Annotated in this window: 19 protein-coding genes; 11 read left to right on the top strand and 8 right to left on the bottom strand. The window is 43.2% G+C overall.

The features are described from left to right. Window positions 1-36: 36 nt before the first annotated feature. Both K5620_RS06930 and K5620_RS06925 read left to right on the top strand, forming a co-directional pair. The gene (locus K5620_RS06930) at window positions 37-924 is read left to right on the top strand and encodes an NAD(P)-dependent oxidoreductase (protein WP_016402762.1); all 888 of its coding nucleotides are present in this window, start codon (window positions 37-39) and stop codon (window positions 922-924) included. Window positions 925-1,386: 462 nt separating this feature from the next. Beyond that, window positions 1,387-1,764, top strand: a complete 378-nt coding sequence (locus K5620_RS06925; protein ID WP_016402760.1) for a hypothetical protein — start codon at window positions 1,387-1,389, stop codon at window positions 1,762-1,764. Between the two features lie 78 nt (window positions 1,765-1,842). Here K5620_RS06925 and K5620_RS06920 read toward each other — a convergent pair whose 3' ends face one another. From K5620_RS06920 to K5620_RS06910, 3 genes are all read right to left on the bottom strand, one after another. Then, window positions 1,843-2,505: a cation efflux transmembrane domain-containing protein gene (locus K5620_RS06920; RefSeq protein WP_016402759.1), complete on the bottom strand. Its 663-nt coding sequence runs from the start codon at window positions 2,503-2,505 to the stop codon at window positions 1,843-1,845. Between the two features lie 149 nt (window positions 2,506-2,654). Further along, the gene (locus K5620_RS06915; protein ID WP_016402758.1) at window positions 2,655-2,873 is read right to left on the bottom strand and encodes a DUF6500 family protein; all 219 of its coding nucleotides are present in this window, start codon (window positions 2,871-2,873) and stop codon (window positions 2,655-2,657) included. Window positions 2,874-2,881: 8 nt separating this feature from the next. Beyond that, the gene (locus K5620_RS06910; RefSeq protein ID WP_051147640.1) at window positions 2,882-3,757 is read right to left on the bottom strand and encodes a WYL domain-containing protein; all 876 of its coding nucleotides are present in this window, start codon (window positions 3,755-3,757) and stop codon (window positions 2,882-2,884) included. A gap of 394 nt (window positions 3,758-4,151) precedes the next feature. Between K5620_RS06910 and K5620_RS06905 the strand changes: the two genes are divergently transcribed. Next, complete coding sequence (locus tag K5620_RS06905; RefSeq protein ID WP_040307403.1) at window positions 4,152-5,531, top strand: glycosyl hydrolase family 8; 1,380 nt, start codon at window positions 4,152-4,154, stop codon at window positions 5,529-5,531. A gap of 87 nt (window positions 5,532-5,618) precedes the next feature. Here K5620_RS06905 and K5620_RS06900 read toward each other — a convergent pair whose 3' ends face one another. Next, window positions 5,619-6,629 (bottom strand): MBL fold metallo-hydrolase, encoded by a 1,011-nt coding sequence (locus K5620_RS06900; protein ID WP_016402754.1) that lies wholly within the window; start codon window positions 6,627-6,629, stop codon window positions 5,619-5,621. Window positions 6,630-6,917: 288 nt separating this feature from the next. Next, window positions 6,918-10,118, bottom strand: a complete 3,201-nt coding sequence (locus K5620_RS06895; RefSeq protein WP_016402753.1) for a diguanylate cyclase — start codon at window positions 10,116-10,118, stop codon at window positions 6,918-6,920. Between the two features lie 272 nt (window positions 10,119-10,390). Between K5620_RS06895 and K5620_RS06890 the strand changes: the two genes are divergently transcribed. Continuing rightward, a complete protein-coding gene (locus tag K5620_RS06890) occupies window positions 10,391-11,389 on the top strand; it encodes an oxidoreductase family protein (protein WP_016402752.1) in 999 nt (332 codons plus the stop codon). After that, entirely contained in the window at window positions 11,382-12,344 is a 963-nt protein-coding gene (locus tag K5620_RS06885; RefSeq protein WP_016402751.1) for a 3'(2'),5'-bisphosphate nucleotidase CysQ family protein, read from the top strand. Before K5620_RS06890 ends, K5620_RS06885 begins: the two co-directional genes overlap by 8 nt. 25 nt (window positions 12,345-12,369) lie before the next feature. Here the strand turns inward: K5620_RS06885 and K5620_RS06880 are convergent, their stop codons facing one another. After that, a complete protein-coding gene (locus K5620_RS06880; RefSeq protein ID WP_016402750.1) occupies window positions 12,370-12,816 on the bottom strand; it encodes a PaaI family thioesterase in 447 nt (148 codons plus the stop codon). A 121-nt stretch (window positions 12,817-12,937) separates the two neighbouring features. Between K5620_RS06880 and K5620_RS06875 the strand changes: the two genes are divergently transcribed. The 6 genes from K5620_RS06875 to K5620_RS06850 all read left to right on the top strand — a co-directional run bounded on the left by K5620_RS06875 (window position 12,938) and on the right by K5620_RS06850 (window position 16,230). Beyond that, a complete protein-coding gene (locus K5620_RS06875) occupies window positions 12,938-13,228 on the top strand; it encodes a DUF134 domain-containing protein (protein ID WP_040307412.1) in 291 nt (96 codons plus the stop codon). Further along, entirely contained in the window at window positions 13,225-13,665 is a 441-nt protein-coding gene (locus K5620_RS06870; protein ID WP_016402747.1) for a NifB/NifX family molybdenum-iron cluster-binding protein, read from the top strand. The genes K5620_RS06875 and K5620_RS06870 overlap by 4 nt, the downstream gene beginning before the upstream one ends. Window positions 13,666-13,813: 148 nt before the next feature. Next, window positions 13,814-14,389: a YdeI/OmpD-associated family protein gene (locus tag K5620_RS06865; RefSeq protein ID WP_016402746.1), complete on the top strand. Its 576-nt coding sequence runs from the start codon at window positions 13,814-13,816 to the stop codon at window positions 14,387-14,389. 49 nt (window positions 14,390-14,438) lie between these two features. After that, a complete protein-coding gene (locus K5620_RS06860) occupies window positions 14,439-14,939 on the top strand; it encodes a DUF6653 family protein (protein WP_040307401.1) in 501 nt (166 codons plus the stop codon). 17 nt (window positions 14,940-14,956) lie between these two features. Beyond that, window positions 14,957-15,310, top strand: a complete 354-nt coding sequence (locus K5620_RS06855) for a VOC family protein (protein ID WP_040307400.1) — start codon at window positions 14,957-14,959, stop codon at window positions 15,308-15,310. After that, entirely contained in the window at window positions 15,307-16,230 is a 924-nt protein-coding gene (locus K5620_RS06850) for an arginase family protein (protein WP_016402744.1), read from the top strand. Before K5620_RS06855 ends, K5620_RS06850 begins: the two co-directional genes overlap by 4 nt. A gap of 50 nt (window positions 16,231-16,280) precedes the next feature. Here K5620_RS06850 and K5620_RS06845 read toward each other — a convergent pair whose 3' ends face one another. Further along, window positions 16,281-16,973 carry a lipase family protein gene (locus K5620_RS06845; protein WP_016402742.1) on the bottom strand — a complete coding sequence of 231 codons (693 nt, stop codon included), beginning with the start codon at window positions 16,971-16,973 and terminating at the stop codon, window positions 16,281-16,283. A 324-nt stretch (window positions 16,974-17,297) separates the two neighbouring features. Then, complete coding sequence (gene oppF / locus K5620_RS06840; RefSeq protein WP_016402741.1) at window positions 17,298-18,287, bottom strand: murein tripeptide/oligopeptide ABC transporter ATP binding protein OppF; 990 nt, start codon at window positions 18,285-18,287, stop codon at window positions 17,298-17,300.

The raw sequence follows: 18,287 nt of genomic DNA, 5'->3' as shown, positions 1-18,287 counted from the left end.
TGCTGCACTTAGTTTGACTAGTTAAGGACAACCGCTATGACACCATCTTCAATTACCGTTGCGTTTATAGGCTTAGGAACAATGGGTTTTCCTATGGCTGGTCACTTAAGCCAGCAAGGCTACCAAGTGGTGGTTTATAACCGCACCGATGCCACCGCTAAAAAGTGGCTAGCTAAGTACCAAGGTAAACAAGCATTTACCCCAGCGGAAGCCGCTAGCCAAGCAGATGTTATTTTAAGCTGTGTAGGCAATGATCAAGATCTGCAGCAGGTTTATCTTGGTGAACAGGGCATTATTGGCGCTGCAAAACCAGGCAGCATTTTAGTTGACCATACCACTGCCTCGGCAGAAATTGCCAGCGAGCTAGATAGCGCGGCCAAAGCCCATCAACTTGAATTTCTTGATGCACCAGTATCTGGTGGCGAGGCCGGCGCCGTTAACGGCTGCCTAACAGTAATGGTAGGTGGAGAGCAGTCCACTTTAAGCAAAGTAGCAGCTGTTTTTGATTGCTATGCCAAGGCCGTTAATTTGATAGGGCCGGTAGGCTATGGCCAGCGCTGCAAAATGGTTAATCAACTTTGTATCACTGGAATCTTGCAAGGTTTATCCGAGGCCTTAAAACTGGCAGAAGCCACTAAGCTAGATATAAACAAAGTTGTGGAAGTGCTGCAGCATGGCGCAGCAGGAAGCTGGCAACTGAGCAATCGAGCTAGCAGCATGACCGCCAATGAGTTTGACTTTGGCTTTGCCATTGATTGGATGAGAAAAGACTTAGCAATATGTTTTGATGAAGCCGACAAACTGGGCGTTGCCTTACCATTAGCCAAACAAGTTGATAATGAATATGCCAAGTTACAACAACGTGGCTATTCTCGCGCCGATACTTCGGTATTGATCAAACAATTCGATGATGAGCAGCGCTAGTTACATCTTTGCTGCTTATCGTTAAGCAGCAAACTGCAGACAAAAAAAACCTAAGGCCAGTGGCCTTAGGTGGGAGTCACGCGAGAACGTGAATACTTAAAAACAATAGAAGTTCAAAAAAACGAAAAAGAGCGCGACAACTCATACCCGCAACAACACCAAAAAAATATGTTTGGTAGCTACCAGTATGCTTGCATCTGTCTTGCCTAGCGCAGCGGCTCAAACTGACAACTTTTTCGCTAGCACTGTCTAATATTAACCCATCCCAGGCAAAGCAAGCTCAATTGGCAAAACTTGACTGTAAGCTTTGATGTACAGTGATTTATGCTAGTACAAAAAGAGCTAGACTCTCAGCTTTAGCTTGCGCCAATGCGGCAGCTAGACTAAGCTCGCGCTCAAACAGCTTGGCATAAAAATGTTGCCTAGCTGAATCCAATTACTATTTTCCACTAGGTACTTAAAATGACTGTTATCTCTGTTCCTGATTTAGCCAAACCACAAGTTAAAAGCCACCATAAAGCCCGCCACCTAAAAAAGATGGCGATTGGGCCTTTCGCACAAACCTGTGCCGAAATCCGTTTTGTAGCAGACATTGAAAAATTTGATGAAGTAGATGCTGAGCTAGCCAATACCCAACAACAGCAAGGCTGGGAGCTGTTTATCGCCTACTTTAACGAACAGTACCATGTAGCGATTAACTTTTTCACTGAACAGGCAGAGTTAGATGCTGTGATTGAGCTGGCCAATGCCGCCATTGTTAAAGTACTAGGTGACGTTGAGTTGCAAGTTCTTGCTGGTGACGCAAACTACGGCGATTGGGATAGCTGCTACAGCAACTAAGCCAAACAAAAAAGGCGTAAATTTTTACTTTACGCCTTTTTACTCTCGGTTCGCCAAATATTAACAGCTCGCTTCCAGCTAATAACTAAATTCAAGCTTTCTAATACTATTTAGCTGATTTAGCGCTCGTAAGGTCATTTTAAGCGGTACCCAAACGAAATATGCTGAGGCAATAATCACCATTGCCGGATCGGCGTAAACAGCAAATGCAGCATAGGCGCTTTTGCTTAATAACATAGCCACCACAAAACCGACCAATACCGCCCCGCTTATCACACTGTCCATTAACCATTGTTTCGCCTCTGCATCCAGTAGCAAAGACTGTTTACTGGCTTTTGTTAGTATTAGGTAAGTCGCGACACAACCAACAACATTAAGCAGCCCGAACACCAAAGCTAAACCGGTATTCACATCGCGCCCCCCATTTACTATAGCTAAAACTGCAGATCCAAATGAAAACAAACACATAGCACTAATAGCCAAGCCTTTGAAGGCTACAACCGCGGGCTCTATCATTAATGCTTTATTGGGCTGCTCTTCGAATACAGGGTGTTTTCTAAGCGCTAGGGAGCCCAGCGAAACTAGCGTTAAGGCTAGGCTCACCAATGAATAGGCACCATCAAATACAATCACTAAAGAACCAGCCCATAAACCAAGGCTGATACCGAGTAAAGCGAACAAAAAGGAGGAAAAACTAGAAAAACTTAACAGCGTTTTTTCTGTTACAGCGGAGCGAAACATTTAACTACTCATGACGCCGTTTGGCACCACAACCTTCTATCAAACAATAAAAGTTCGCTATTGTAGTGGTTAAATAATCCACATTCAAGCCGAACTCTCCACTAGAAAAACAGCAGTAGAGAGCCGAAATACAAGCCTACAAGTGAGCGTTAATTCTCAGACTCAACTAATGCTTTAATTTTATGCGCTTTTTCGAAATGATCGAGCTGATGAGTTTCAATCCACCACCTAGCAGCTTCCATTAGCAGCTCGGGATTATCATTTTTATTGGCAAAAAACGCATAGAAAGACAAACCTACATTACTGCCCTTAGCGTCAATTTTACTTTGGCAAATCTTAATAACATGGCTGCGTAAGCTTGCTCTCATCGTTCTTGTTAATCCTCTGACTGCCAACCTGGCGCAATACTTAAGCCAGATACATTTGCCAATACCTTGCTGTCTTTTAAGGCTAATTGATATTCACCACCACTCAAACTGTGTTGTTTTGAACAATCAACATTCCATTGGCGTAACAAATACCCCGCCAGCGCGGCGCGTACTTCAAGTTTAAGCGCCCCTTCATGCATCGCATAATCAAGCTCAATAGCCTGCGGGTACTGCAAACTTGGATGAGCCACCAGCTCCAACTCCACAATGTGATTCCACTGCTTGTCATAATCACGAGCTTCTAGCGTAGCAATTGACTGATCGAGCACTTCGAGTTGGGTAAAGCGAGTACATACAAAGTCTCTAAAGCTCCCACTTACTCTGTCAAAAGCTCTAACATGCCAACGGTGACCATTGTTCACTAAACTGTGAGGCACTATTTCTCGGCTGCTTTCGCCAGACGATATAGACAGGTAGCTGCATTTTAGCGGCACGCGGTGATGAATAGCGCGCATAATCGAGGCAATATAATCGGCCTTTGGGTGCACCAACCTCACCGCATCAAAGCAGGTATCGCTGGGCTCTAGAGGAAACGACAAGCCATCACCAAAGCCATGAGACAGCCCCGTTAAGATCGCTTCTGGATTATGAGAAAACAAAGGAGAGAATTTATCTCTGCGTAAATACCTGCGCGCCTTATGGTCTAAAAAAGCATTATTAGGTGCAAGTTGCTTATAGCTGGCTAAATCACGAGTTGCAGCTGCAAGGCCTGTTTTAAATCGACTAATTAAGTCGGCACGGCTCACTTCGCCAAAGTACTCTAGGCTAAAATCAATAAAAGCTAGTCGGCTTCTTTGTCCATGGTTCAGTTCGTTCAAATCCATTTTCACTTCGCTCTGTTCATCTTGAAAAACAAATACTAACAAGCAGTTCAGGTATAGGCAATCATTATGATTAGGTATAAAGATGACTGTGATATAAACCGATTTTTAAGTAAAAAATCCCTTATAAGACGAAGCGAACAATTATTTTTTTTCACAAGCTAAGTAGCTATTTTTTAGCAAATAGCTTCCAGCCTCTCAAAAGCAGCAAACGCCATGAAATAAATCAATCCTTTTTTATCAACAACTTAACAAATTACTATCAACCAATGTCACACATCTAGATCACATTCACTAAGACCAAAGCGCATCCTGAACACTTTTTGATCAGCACAAAATATAAACTATGACTGTTAGCGCTAACAAAAATAATAATGATCAATTGTAAGGATGAACAATGACAGTTTTTTCAACTACGCGCCCCTTGCTCAGCTGTGCATTAATCAGTTCGGCATTAATGTTAAGTTGCGCCAGTTTTTCGGCCAGTGCGGCATTAACTAAACAGAATTTAGCGAACTCTGGATATTGGGGCGGTATTTTGCTCCCCAACAACACAGCCATTAACGCATCAGAGCTAAACACCATATATAACCGCTTTGTAGATAACTACATCGTTGATGCCGGTACCAATATGGCGCGTGTAAAGTGGGGTTCGGGCGGAGCACTACGCGATGGTAGCGGCAATGTAAGTAAAGATGCTTACGCAACGGCCTCTGAAGGAATGGGTTACGGTATGCTAGTTACCGCCTACGGTGACGACAAAACTCGTTTCGACAAACTGTTCCGATTTTATCGAAAAGCCTTGGATGATAACAATGCTGATTTAATGCCTTGGTTAGTTTGGGGTAATGCCTCTCCAGTAACCAACCAAATTTGTTATGGCATTGTTGGCCAAAACCAAACCTGTTTTGGTGCAGGTGGCGGTGGCCCAGCCACTGATGGTGATATTGATATCGCCATGGCACTGTTTGTTGCCGCTGATAAATGGGACAACCCAGATATTGATTATCGCGCAGAGGCGATTCACATAGTTAATGAGCTGCACGATAACTGGTTACATTGGTGCGCCGATGATGGCGGCACGTGGGTGGTAAAACCTTATCAAAAATCTAATTTCGACCCGTGTAAAGATGAAATCGATGCTTCTTATTCTATACCCGCATTTTTCCGCTACTTTGCTGAAGTGGCTTCGGTAGACAGCTCGGTAAAAAATGCCAATGACCGCTGGAATTCGGCCGCACGCGATCTTTACAGCAAGTTACTCGACAAACAAAAAGCAGGCCCAAATGGTGATAAAACCTTTGTTCCTGACTGGATGAAGTTAGATGGAAGCGCGGTAACTGGCAGAAGCACTAACTATGGCTCAGATGCCTCTCGCATTCCTTGGCGAGTAACCATGGACTATGCCTGGTATGGAACCAGTGAATCGCAAAACTGGACTCGTCGTTTAATCAACGACTTGGTAAACAACTCCAATAATGGCGACATTACCGATATTAAAGCAGATATTTCCCAATCGACCGGTGACTCCGCTGGTTATAACGGCCGTTCTTTCTCTGGAGGATTTGCAGTAGCGGCAATGCTCTATAACTGGTATCCAGACAATGCTAACAATTACACCGAGCATTGGGTTGATGAAACCTTAAATGGCAGCCTGCCTTGGAACATTGGCGCTAACGGTTATGAAAATGCCAATAACGATTACTACGGAATGGCCCTTTCGGCTCTATACGCACTAACTCTAACCGGAAACACCTATAAACCAGCACTAAATTAGGCTTAAGTTCTAGGGTTAATTTAGCGGTTTAACCCTAGGTTCTGTTGACCGTTCGCGGCTAAATGTTGTTCGAAAGATCAACAGCCGCTAGTCTAACACCAAGGTCTCGCCCATTTTCATTGTAATAAACGGTGCCGACGCGGCTTGTTTGCTACTTAGGTCTTCTAACAACTCGGCGGGCTCCATTACCGGTTCTGCCGTAAGAGGATAAGTTCCCCAGTGCATGCCAATAGACAGCTTAGCCTTTACATCTTGATGTACTTTAATCGCTTCAGGCACATTAACGTGTTGATCTTTCATAAAACCACGTGGTGAATAGGCACCAATAGGAATAAATGCCAGATCGATTTCTTCCGCTCGTTCACCTATTTCTTTAAAGTCATAGGGGTTATAACCAGTATCTCCGGCAAACCAATAACGCTTACCTTTAAACTCAATCAACCAACTCGCCCAGTGGCTTTTATTGCGATCAAACAAGCCACGTGCCGACCAATGTTGGCTAGGCGTAGCAGTGATTAAGGCCTCGCCTTTTTGCTGCGAGCCCCACCAAGGCAATTCAGTAATATTACTTGGTTTAATATCCATTTTTTCAAACCAAATACCCAAGCCTTCTGGCACAAAGTAATGAGTAGAATTACCAAAGTGCTTAATGGCTTTTTTATCCAAGTGATCATAGTGATTATGGGAAATCACTACAAAATCGACACTGGGTAGGTCTTCTGGTTTAAAGGTAAGTGGAACTAAGCGTTTTGGCCCGGCAAAACTCACAGGCGATACCCGTTCACTAAAAACCGGATCTGTAAGAAAGGTCAGCTCTGGCAGTTGCACTAAGAAACTAGAATGACCTAACCAAGTCACCTTTGTACCTGCGTGCTCATCTTTAAGTAGCTCTAGATCAACATCTTGGCGTGGTACGCGGTAAGCTTCGGCCGCTTGATCAGACCAACGAGTATCACCAAAAAATCGAACATAAAGAAACTTAAAAGGGTTTTTAGCGATCGGCTCAAGATGGTTATTTTGGTATTCTTTATCTGATGAACTACAGGCGATGACTAAGCCCACAGCGGCCAAAATCAACAGCTTTACAATTAACTTCACGCTTTACATCCCTTAAATCTTTTCCAAGAAAGTCCACTCTAGTGTCTAGTCACAAGCTTTGGCAAGTCGTTATACCAATCGTAGCAAGTAACTGTTCATTCTATCTGGTTAAAATACTCGATAACTGCGTTAAAATTTTTGATTGTAGAATAACTACTTATCGAAAAATCATGCCTTATTCTCGAGTATTTTTCCTGCGTTATTTCTGATCACTTATTTGGTGTGAGTGATATTAGGCAATAAAAAAGCGCTGAGGTTTACCAGCGCTTTCTCGCAATACTGTTTTATTTAGTCCAGCTCAAACTCTTTGCTTAAACTCATAACACTCACCCGCCCTTTGCCCTCTGCTTTCGCGCGATATAGGGCTCGGTCAGCTTGTTTAAGTAACCAATCCTCACTTAAATCATTGTGCTCTACACCACCGCAATCGGTAATACCGATTGAGCAACTAAGATCGGGTAAGTTGTCCACCAACTCTGGTTTTTCTGCCCAAGCACGTAACTGCTCTTTAAAATAATGTTTCTTGTGCAGGTTGGCCAACAAGCGTTCAGCAGTGAGCTTGGCTTGGTCGTGTTTGGCACTTGGGAAAACCACGACAAATTCATCACCGCCCCAACGAGCAACAATATCGCCAGCGCGCATGGTGTCCACTAATAAAGCAGAGAAAGCCGAAAGCACTTTGTCACCAACATCATGGCCTAGCAAATCGTTTACAATTTTAAAGTTATCTAAATCAATATAAGCCAAGGAACAGTGATAAGTACCAGCTTGTTGCTCAAACATCACCAGCTCTTGCTCTAAACGCGCTAACAATGCTTGTCTATTTAGCAGCCCGGTAAGCGAGTCGGTGGTAGACATCTTAAGCAGGTTTTCTCGGTGTTTAAGCTGCTGTAACTGGCTACCTAACTGGCGACTAATTAAATTAAGTGTGTCTTGGTCTTGGCGGTCAAAATAACGATTACTGTTAAAGTTACAAAGGGTTAAGGCGCCATATAAATGTTCATCTACAAATATTGGTAAGCAGGCAACCGAGTTATAGGTCGCTCGTTTGCCATCTTCACCTTTTGAACTAAAGCTATTGTTTATCCAAGTGCTCTGGTTATCTTTAACATGCGCTAGGTATTGATCAACTTGTTCTTTGCTTAGCAATTTACCTACATGCGCCCATTCTTCCCATGCGTCACTAGCTAAGTGGTGCACCATTCCCACTTGCACAGTGAAGTTACCACAAACCAGCTTTAAGCTTTCAACAGCTAAATCTACGGTACTATCAAATCGCTCAGGCAACGATTGCATGCGGCTAATTAATTGCATTTCACGCAAGCGCTGCTGAACTTGGCGAAGCTGTGTGTCTTGTTTGGCACTACGCACTAAATCATCAAGGTTAAGATGAATTGGTGCAAGCTTATAGCTATCAATATCTTTAGCGTAAAATACTTGGCGCTTATCAATGATGCTTTTAATACTATTAAAGATCTCGGTGAATCGCGGCAAAATAAGCACTTCACACATGGCTAAGCTGTGGTTTAGCAAGCTATCACAGGCTTCCCATTTACCGCGGCGGCTATAAACTTCTAATAACTCGGTGCTGCACTGCGGCAACAAACGGCTGTCCATGTCGACCACTTCACCAAGTAAGGCCGGCGCTGCTTCAAATATCTCTTCAGCTTTATTTAAGCGACCATCTACTACCTCAAGCGCACCTTGCAACAAGGCTTTTAAAAATGCGCCGGTACCTGAGGGCTTAAAAGGCAAACCTTGCATACGCTCTAAACATTGCTGAGCGCGAGCACGCTCGCCGAGTTTAGAATGACAAAAACCCTTTAAGCTAAATACGTCGTAGAGGTTTCTAAAGGGGAAGTGAGTCATTTGTCTAATTCGACAAATTCTTACTAATTGCTCCAATACATCACAGGCTTGTTGGTAATCGCGAGTGCAAAAATATAACCAGGCAAAGTTATATAAGGTCACTACCAGCTCCGAGTAATCACCAGTATGCCGAGCAATATCGTAAGCAGCCAAGTACTGCTCTTGGGCTTCTGGGTATTTCTCTAAGAGAGTATTAAAGTAGCCGGTGCCGTTATACATGCGTACCCGCTCACTGGCTTCCCCTAGCTGTTCTCGAATACGCGAGCTAATACCAAAACAGCGGAAGGTGGCGTGGTAACGGCTGATATAAGAATAAATAATGCCCTTACTATGATAGCTAGCTGCAATACCTTGTCGATGACCAATTCGGCGCGCAAGCTTTACCGCTTTTTGAGTAAAATCTAAAGCAATGCTTGAATCTAAATCTTCGTAAAAACGCAAATAGGTGTAATAGTTGCGCAAGGCATACAGCCGCGAGCAGTCCATATTGTATTGCTGCAGCTCACTGTCTAAATGGGCAAACTCAGCCAATTTTAGCGGCGTAGATGATTTATCATGAGCATAAAAGTTTACGAACAAGGATTGCGCCACCAAATGACCATTTGTGGCTTGGCCTGCAAGCTCTAAGGCCGCTTCTGAGCATTGCATTGCTTCTTCAAAACTTTGCTGTTGCACCAAGGTAACGCTGAGCAAATTTAACAAGCGCACCTTATCGTAAGTATTGTTTAAAGACTCTTGGAAAACTTGAAGAAGTTCTAATTCGGTTACCGCCGTATTTAATTCGCCTTGATACAACAGCGCTTCTGCCAAGAATAACTGTAGTCTTACTTTTAAACTGCTTTCTAAATCTGTGGTTTCTAGCATTAAACGGGCGGCAACTTCGGCCTCTGGCCACGCCATAAATGCTATGTTTTCAGCAACTAACAACTCTGCACTTTTTACACAATCTCGATATTGCCAATGTACTTTTAATGGTGATTGGCTAGTAGGCACGTTATGTAACAATGTAGTATCATCGAGCCAATCTAAGAAACCTTCCCAGGCTTCATCGTCTTGGCGATTAGCCAGAGCATATTGGGTATCAACAGAAGTAAGCACTAAAACAGGAATACTAAGTTCACTAGACACCAAGGCTTGCAGCATTTTAATCGCCGAAGCAGAGGCGAAGTGCCAACCACTTACTACCACAATAGCGGGCTCTACAAATAACTTAGCAACTAAAGCAATAATCGCTTTTTCAATAGACTGTTGTTCGAAATAAAGATCATCAACCAACACCAGCTCACTGCGTTCAAAGCGTTCGCCTTTAAGCATTGCGCATAAATTTTGCTGCAGCGGTACAAAGTCGGTCACGCTGGCCGCAAGCTCTTCTGCACTTAAGTTGGATTGTTCAAAACGACGAATAAGCAAGGCAAATAGCGAGCTATAGGGGGAGTAAGCACTCAAATTATTGAGGCTTATCATGTATAGAGGAGCGCCCTGTTGTTCTGCAAAATCAGAGGTGCAACGGGCCAAATTGTCGGGATCCGAGCTTTGAAAAAAACTAAAGCTGGTTGCTCCCCCTAAGGTGCGCTGCCAATCAATCGACAAACGCTTCGCAAAACTGTCCATTTGGGGCATGGTTGAAATCGCCCTCCTAGGCTAAATTTACCGCTAATATACTAATTTATTTGCCTAGATTTCGATGCCAAGATGGTCACATAAAATGGCTGGAAAATTGTTAATAAACAGGGATAAGGCAAAATCTGATAAGTTGGTCAATATTCTTATACTATAAATACCTACAAAGCGTAATTAGGCAAGATTATCTCGCTCAAAAACCTTAGTGAAAAACTCGATACGTCAACTCGCTTGTCGTACCATAACCATTCATACCAAACAGCGTTATTTTAATGTCTTTATCTGAACGACAACAAGCAAAACTTAAGCAACTAAATCAAGCTGGCAGCATTTCTGAGGTAACAACTATTCAATCCCTCTGGGGAGGCTATGGCGAACTACTTAGAGTAAGGTTTAAGCATGGTATTCGCCCAAGTTTGGTAGTGAAAAACATAGCGTTTCCAGAGCAAACGAAACATCCGCGAGGATGGAATACGGCTCTCTCACACCAACGTAAAGTTCATTCATACCAAGTTGAGTTGGCATGGTACCAACAGTTTGCCCAAGATTGTGACCAACACTGTTATATGCCCCAACTTATCGATTCAAGCCAGCATGATGACCAGCAAAGTATTGTATTGGAAGACCTACATACCTTGGGTTACAGCGAAGTAAGACAACAAGTAGACTTTAAGCAAGCTTTAGCTTGTATCCGATGGTTAGCCTATTTTCATGCCCGTTTTATGCAACGCTCAGCCTCTTCACTTTGGCCTCAAGGCGGCTATTGGCACTTAGCGACTCGCCCCGACGAACTCGCTGCTATGGCCGAGTCACCTCTTAAACAAGCAGCGTCGGCGATAGATCTACATCTACAATCTAGCGATTACTTTTGCCTTATTCACGGCGATGCCAAGCTTGCCAACTTTTGCTTTAATCAAACACTAAGCCAAGTAGCAGCAGTAGATTTTCAGTACGTTGGCAAGGGTTGTGGTATCCAAGATTTGGCCCTATTTGTAGGTAGTTGCCTTAGTGAACAACAGTGCTTTGAGCAACAACCAAACATTCTTGACTACTACTTCGAAATGCTACAACAAGCCCTTGAACACTATGCTATTCCTGAAGTTAACTTTACAGAGCTGGAGCAACAATGGCGAGATTTGTATCCTTTTGCTTGGGCCGACTTTGAACGTTTTCTCGAAGGCTGGAGCCCAGGTCACTGGAAGCTAAATAGTTACAGCCACCAACAAACCCAGCTGGCTCTCCAAATTTTGGCAGAAAATAGCAATGACTAAGTCTAAGATAAATTGCCACTTTAGTTCAGCTCAACTGCAACAGTTTGTAGGCCTTGCAATAACTGCCGCCAAACAAGCTGGCGAATACATTGCCGCTTACCCAAGAGAGCAACTAAAGGTAGAACATAAATCCCAAGATTTGAGTTTAAGCGCGCAGGTGGTTACCGAAGTAGACCGACATTGTGAAAGGATAATTTTAAACACACTTAAGCCAATCACTCAGTTGAACCAACTAGCCACTCTAGCCGAAGAAAACACCGAAGGCTTCGATTTAACGCAACACCCGCGGTTTAGCAGTAAAGCTTTTTGGGCAATCGACCCCTTAGATGGCACCTTGCCCTTTATCGAAGGAGGCGATGGTTACGCGGTATCAATTGCTTTAGTGAATAAAGCCGGTCAAGCACTTTTGGGTGTATGTTACCTTCCCTTTAGTAACAAGCTCTACCACAGCTACTTTAACCCTGACTCCCAACAACACCACAGTTTTAAGCAACAGCTTGCGTTTGAGCAAAAAACACCAAGCAATATATGCGACTTAGGCTCCACTTCGCTAACATTTTATTGTGATAGAAGCAGCCTTAAATTGCCTTATTTTGAGCAACTTAAGGCGCAATTAGAACAGCTTGCCAAACACTTAGGTTATTCTGAACTGCTAATTAACAGTAGTGCTGGAGCCGTAGTAAACGCTTGCTCAGTAATTGATGAATCAAACGCTTTGTATTTAAAACTCGCCAAGCGAACACAAGGTGGCGGCTGCATTTGGGATTTCGCCGCCAGCTCATGCATTGCCCAAGGCTGCAATGCTTGGGTGAGCGACAGCTACGGTCAAGCCTTAGAGCTAAATAACTCAACTAGCAGCTTTATGAATCAAAAAGGCGTGTTGTATGCCAGCAACGCCACCTTAGCCAAGCAGGTTTTAGCCCTTAAACTCAACGAGCAATTTAGTGATGCATAATCAGCTGTTAATGGTAGATTCCTCTTCAACAATCACTTGAAAGGAATGAACTCGATGCACTAGCGTTGGCTCGCATAAATTTTGCCTTCGCCGAGGCATAAATGCTTTGTTCGCAATACAGTTTACTAGATAGCGTAAACACCCCTCTTATACAGCTATCGATATCTGCGCTGAGTATGACTTCGTGATTAACCGGAACTGGTTTAGCAAACCGAATATGTAAATCAGCAGTCATTGCTTCCACCCCCTCTGCGAATAGACGATGCGTCATTGCGGCATCGAGCAGAGTAGAAATAATACCGCCATGCAACACCCCGCTATATCCCTGATAAAGCCTATCTAAACTAACTGCTGCTTTTACACCCCCGGCTTTGCTGCGAATAAAGCGTAAGTTTAAAGCTGTACTAGAAGAGTCACTCGTTCCACAGGCAAAACAGTGCTTATGTGAATAAGGAATAGCAATGTCCATCATCAATTCTCAAGTGTAAAAACCTGTTTATTTATAGCATATGCCAAAAATAAACATCAATAAATTATTGGCATATGCTAATAATTTATCTATAGTGAAAATGAACTTAAGCTTAGGAGATAACATGGCCAGACCCAAAAAATGCCGCCGCATTTGCGGGCGACCAGCACATAACTGCTTTAAACCCAATGGCGTACCTATGAATCGTTTAAGTCAGCTAGAAATTCTACCGGAAGAGTTTGAAGCCCTACGACTTGCCGACCAACTCAAGATGAGCCAATTAGAAGCAGCCACAGAAATGGGCGTTTCCCGACAAACCTTTGGCAATATAGTTAGCCAAGCACGCTTTAAAATAGCGACATGTTTGGTAGAAGGAAAAGCCCTTGTTTTTGCCGATGAGGAATCTGAACTATGATTTATGCCGTTCCAAATAACCAAGGCCAAGTAGCTAACCATTTTATGAAAGCACCAAGCTTTAGCGTATTTAGCGATACCGAGCTACTCGATGAAATTACTCACCAAGCTAACCATGAGCTGTCATGCAACAGCAAAATAGCCATCTTTGAACAGCTATGCCAGCTAAACGTAGACGCTGTGATTGTTAAAAATATTGGAGAGAAAGCTCTAAATAGATTGCTTGCAATGGGGATTAAAGTGTTTAAAACCAACGCTAGCGTGGCGTTGAATACGGTAAGCCAAAGCCCAATGATAGAACTTAAATCGCTAGAGCTTGCTCGCCCTTCCCTACAACATTCAAAAAAGCATAGCCATAAAGCGTGCTGTAAAAACTCGATAAAACAAAAACGTAACAACAATTGCTGTTCAGAAAAACAAAAATTCCAACACAGCTAATACCAATAGCTTACTTACAAAAACACGCTATTTAGGCAATTACCTTATGCTACATTGATTGTTTTGTTGCTATAAAAGTCACGTGAGTGCAATTTGAGCACAGCACAAATTGCACTAACGATCATGTCGTTGAAGAGAGCCAACCATCATGCCTAAACCAGATTTAAGCAAAGTTATTACCTTTACAACGCCGCAAGAGCTTGGTCGTTGGCTCGAAATTAATCATGCAACCCAAACTGAACTGTGGATAAAAATATTCAAGAAGAAAACAAACCTAGCAAGCGTAACTTGGGATGAAGTGGTAATTGAAGCTCTCTGCTGGGGTTGGATTGACGGAGTAAAAAAGTCGATTGACGAGCATGCATACTTACAGCGAATTTCTCCCAGAAAACCTCGTAGCACTTGGTCGAAAAGAAACAGAAAACACGTAGAGCGGTTAATAACAGAGGGCCGAATGACCAAATCCGGTCTTTTGCAAGTAGAGACAGCCAAAGCTGACGGAAGGTGGGAGAATGCCTACGCAACAAGTGAAATGGAAGTCCCCGCAGACTTTTTAACGGCATTAGCGCTAAAACCACAGGCACAACAGTTTTATGAAACACTGACTAAATCAAGTCGCTATGTTATAGCTCACGGCTTACTTAGTGCCAAAAGGCCCGAAACCAGACAAAAGCGCTTTACCAAATACTTAGGCATGCTTGCCGATAACGTAAAGCCAATTTAAGTAATAATAAGATGTTTATGTAACGCTGAAGCATTAACCGGAGTCTTACTTGAAACTAGATAAAGCCTTATCCAAACTGTTCCTTCCCAAAGACGAGAGTTGGCTAAAACATGCTAACCCTTGGTCTGTGTGGACAAGATTTGCCACACTGCCATTTATTGTATTAGGCATTTGGTCACGAGTTTGGATCGGCTGGTACTGCCTTGTCCCTATTTCGATACTTATTTTTTGGCTTTGGATAAACCCAACTTTGTTCTCTAAACCAAAGGATTACAGCAGCTGGGCAGCCAAAGCTGTGTTGGGTGAGCGCATATTAATCAACCGTAAATCTAAGTCCATTCCAGACTCTCACGCAACAGCTATAAACATACTAAACATCCTGCAAGGGATCAGTTGTTTAGTCCTTATCTATGGCTTGTGGAGCCTAAATATAAGCGTTACATTGCAAGGTGTTGTCTATATCTACCTCACTAAAATGTGGTTTTTAGATCGTATGGTGTGGTTATATGAATCCAGCCATTTAAACCAACAAAATGATTCTAAGAGTTAACACTCGGAGAGCAGAAAATGAAAGTAAGTACCTTGCGGATCCCTTGCCGATGCCTCATAGAATCAGAAAAATTCTATACAGAAAAACTCGGGCTAACCAAAGTGTTTGGTACCGTGTCAGAAGGCTACATTGTGTTCCAGATAGATAATGCTCAACTATTGCTAGAGCTCGAAGAAAAAGGTGAATTTGAAAGTGCTAGATTTTTAGGATTCAGTATTGAAGTATCCAACATTCTTCAACTTTACAACACATTAACCGAACGCGGTGTTCTATTTACCGGCCCCCCAGAAAAGCAAAGTTGGGGAGGATTGATGACTCACATTATTGATTGTAATGAGAATACATTTTCATTTATACAAGGCAGTTCATGAGTAGATGTTTCGATATAATTGGTGCGCCTTTTAATCAACTGGGCTACGTCACCACTAAACAAAATACGGTGGACGGGCTTCGTTGCTTAAATCAGCAGACTTGGATTGGGTTAAGCGAGTGGATAAGCGTTAGAAATACCCGTTGGAATTGTGATATTCAAGATCTTGGTGATGTAGCAGTATCGGCAGAAGTATTGTCTTTAATCGCTGCTGGTAAGAAAGAAGCCGCTTTATCAGCCTATAGTCCTGAGTTGAAAACCAAACTGCTGGCCAGTTATAGCGCTGGACGCACTCCTATCACTATAGGCGGCGACCACTCGATTGCAGTAGGTACGCTGCAAGCAACAATGGAGTATTATCAAAAACAACAAGGCAAGAGGGTGGCTGTGATTTGGGTTGATGCCCATGCCGATTGTAATAATAGCCTTGCCAGTAATTTGCATGGCAAACCATTAGCCATGTTAATGGATAAATATCCGCACAATGGTTGGTCAATTAACCCCGAGATTGCAATAAAGCCAGAAGACGTTTTTTATGTGGCGATACGAGACTTAATGCCAAATGAGCACCAGCTTATCAATAACCATGGGATCACCAATTATGATATGGCGAGTATTGACCGCCTAGGCATTAACACAGTTTTAAAGGAACTAAGCTCACACATCGAAAGCCATTATGATCACCTCTATTTATCTTTTGACTACGATGCCTTAGAGGGAAGTACTTTTAGAGCCTGCGCTACTCCAAATGTAGGGGGTTTAAGCGCTAGAGAAGCCATTCACCTTGTTCATACTCTAGCTTCCAGCAGTAAATTTATTGGCGCTGATTTTGTCGAGTATTTACCAGAACTTGATCATGATGGCGTTTCTAAAGAACTGATGATCAAACTAATTGATGCATGCTGGGGCTTTAGAACTTAAAACTTACTTGGTGTTTAATACCTACCAGTCAGAACTTAGCTTCTGCGACACTAATGCTCGAATTCTCCCGTTTTTAGGAAGCGCTTTACTTGGCTTATAACTTCATCATTTCGCATCATAAATGTATGCGTAACAGGTAAAACCACGTGGTCAGTCATACCCGCTACTTTGGTTCGTTCAACGGACACCTTTCCATCATCGGGGTTGGGCAACATTTGCGACAGTAGCGGATTGAAAGTGGAACTCCCTGCAATAATGCCAACCGGATAAGTGACTGGTCCAAGCGAATTAGGAACACTATCTTCCTCAGTGCCAAGCTGCGAGCCGGCGGGACCATTTATAAACTCAAATCCCGGGACATGCTTTAGCGCATCGACTACCTCACTACCCTGGTTAGGAGGACCCAACATTACAACCCGGCCAAGTGGTATTATGCTGTTTTCACTTAAATATTTTCGCAGCACAATACCGCCTAGCGAATGAGTGACAAAATGTACCACCTTTGCATTACCACAATCCGCTATTGCTTGAGGTACATGTTTCGAGGCTATGTCTTCTATTTCTAAGCTAGTTGATGGGTAACCATAATTTGAAACTCTGTATCCGTCAGTTTTAAGTTGTTTGGACATTTTTTCCATAGAGTCTTCTGAACGTGCCATTCCATGTAGCAATACAACACATTCCTTAGCTATGGCTGAGTTAGCTGACAACGAGAGTAACAGCACAACAATAAACTTCCCCATAACTCAAACCTTATCTAGTTATTTGGTAATGGTCACTTAACAGTGCTGTTCAGCACTTAAGACCAAATGCTTGGGAAATCATACCCTAACAAAACCAATCATAATAACAACTAACTCAACAAAGTAAGCTATCCAATGACTGCTTCGCTGAGTACTTCAGCGTTACCAGCCGTGTAAAGAAGTAATGTAGTTAACATTCACCCAGCACTTATTATGGAAATCATGGCAGTAAGCTTATTGGTAACACAATTCGATATAGAGTAAGGCCGAGAATTGCTACAAAAAAGCCAGGTTTAACCTGGCTTTTTAATCACAACAATACTGCTACACCGAGGTGTGTAAACAGCTTACCGAGTGCTCATCACTACCTGTTAACACAGGCTTAGTTTTAGCACATTGCTCAGTGGCTATGGGGCAGCGCGTGCGAAATACGCAACCCGAAGGTGGACTAATTGGCGAAGGTAAATCGCCCTCTAGCAGTTCAATGGTTTTGCCGCGCTCTAAATCCGGATCGGGAATAGGCACTGCCGACATCAACGCTTTGGTATAAGGGTGCGTGGGTTTATCAAACAGGGCCTTAGCCGTGCCTAATTCAACCGAGTTACCCAAGTACATAACCAATACGCGGTCGGAGATGTGCTTAACTACCGAAAGGTCATGAGCGATGAAAATAAGGCTTAAGCCCATTTCTGCTTGCAGCTCTTTAAGCAGATTAACCACCTGCGCCTGAATCGATACGTCGAGCGCCGATACAGGTTCATCACAAATAATCATCTTCGGCTCAAGGATTAACGCTCGGGCGATGCCAATACGCTGACACTGACCACCCGAGAATTCATGCGGATAACGGTTGATTACGTTTGGTAACAAGCCCACCCGCATCATCATTTTTTGCACTTTTTGTTTTACTTCAGCCCTGCTGAGGTTTGGATAAAAAGTACGTAATGGCTCGGCAATAATATCGCCAACCGTCATTCTTGGGTTTAGTGATGCTAGCGGGTCTTGGAAGATCATTTGAATCTCTTTGCGCTTTTCGCGCAGATTCTTTTGATCAAGCTCGGTTAAGTCTTGCCCTAACCACACTACCTTGCCTGCTTCGGCTGGCACCAAACCAATCACCGCACGGGCGAAGGTAGACTTACCACAGCCCGACTCACCTACTACCCCCAAGGTTTCTCCTTGGTATAGCTTAAGCGACACGCCGTCTACCGCTTTTAAGGTGGCAGCTGGTGTCCAAGGTAGGGCTTTGGCATTTTTAATTTTGAAATAGACTTTTAAATCCACTACATCTAGCAATAAGGCTTTATCACTCAT

Source organism: Agarivorans albus (genome assembly GCF_019670105.1).
In the GTDB taxonomy this organism is placed as follows: domain Bacteria; phylum Pseudomonadota; class Gammaproteobacteria; order Enterobacterales; family Celerinatantimonadaceae; genus Agarivorans; species Agarivorans albus.
Note: the sequence above shows the minus strand (reverse complement) of the source record. Positions and strands in the feature narration are given on the sequence as shown.

Coding starts and splice junctions, on each gene's coding strand:
- K5620_RS06930 (WP_016402762.1), top strand. CDS start 37: ATGACACCATCTTCAATTACCGTTGCGTTTATAGGCTTAGGAACAATG.
- K5620_RS06925 (WP_016402760.1), top strand. CDS start 1,387: ATGACTGTTATCTCTGTTCCTGATTTAGCCAAACCACAAGTTAAAAGC.
- K5620_RS06920 (WP_016402759.1), bottom strand. CDS start 2,505: ATGTTTCGCTCCGCTGTAACAGAAAAAACGCTGTTAAGTTTTTCTAGT.
- K5620_RS06915 (WP_016402758.1), bottom strand. CDS start 2,873: ATGAGAGCAAGCTTACGCAGCCATGTTATTAAGATTTGCCAAAGTAAA.
- K5620_RS06910 (WP_051147640.1), bottom strand. CDS start 3,757: ATGGATTTGAACGAACTGAACCATGGACAAAGAAGCCGACTAGCTTTT.
- K5620_RS06905 (WP_040307403.1), top strand. CDS start 4,152: ATGACAGTTTTTTCAACTACGCGCCCCTTGCTCAGCTGTGCATTAATC.
- K5620_RS06895 (WP_016402753.1), bottom strand. CDS start 10,118: ATGCCCCAAATGGACAGTTTTGCGAAGCGTTTGTCGATTGATTGGCAG.
- K5620_RS06890 (WP_016402752.1), top strand. CDS start 10,391: ATGTCTTTATCTGAACGACAACAAGCAAAACTTAAGCAACTAAATCAA.
- K5620_RS06885 (WP_016402751.1), top strand. CDS start 11,382: ATGACTAAGTCTAAGATAAATTGCCACTTTAGTTCAGCTCAACTGCAA.
- K5620_RS06880 (WP_016402750.1), bottom strand. CDS start 12,816: ATGATGGACATTGCTATTCCTTATTCACATAAGCACTGTTTTGCCTGT.
- K5620_RS06875 (WP_040307412.1), top strand. CDS start 12,938: ATGGCCAGACCCAAAAAATGCCGCCGCATTTGCGGGCGACCAGCACAT.
- K5620_RS06870 (WP_016402747.1), top strand. CDS start 13,225: ATGATTTATGCCGTTCCAAATAACCAAGGCCAAGTAGCTAACCATTTT.
- K5620_RS06865 (WP_016402746.1), top strand. CDS start 13,814: ATGCCTAAACCAGATTTAAGCAAAGTTATTACCTTTACAACGCCGCAA.
- K5620_RS06855 (WP_040307400.1), top strand. CDS start 14,957: ATGAAAGTAAGTACCTTGCGGATCCCTTGCCGATGCCTCATAGAATCA.
- K5620_RS06850 (WP_016402744.1), top strand. CDS start 15,307: ATGAGTAGATGTTTCGATATAATTGGTGCGCCTTTTAATCAACTGGGC.
- K5620_RS06845 (WP_016402742.1), bottom strand. CDS start 16,973: ATGGGGAAGTTTATTGTTGTGCTGTTACTCTCGTTGTCAGCTAACTCA.
- oppF (WP_016402741.1), bottom strand. CDS start 18,287: ATGAGTGATAAAGCCTTATTGCTAGATGTAGTGGATTTAAAAGTCTAT.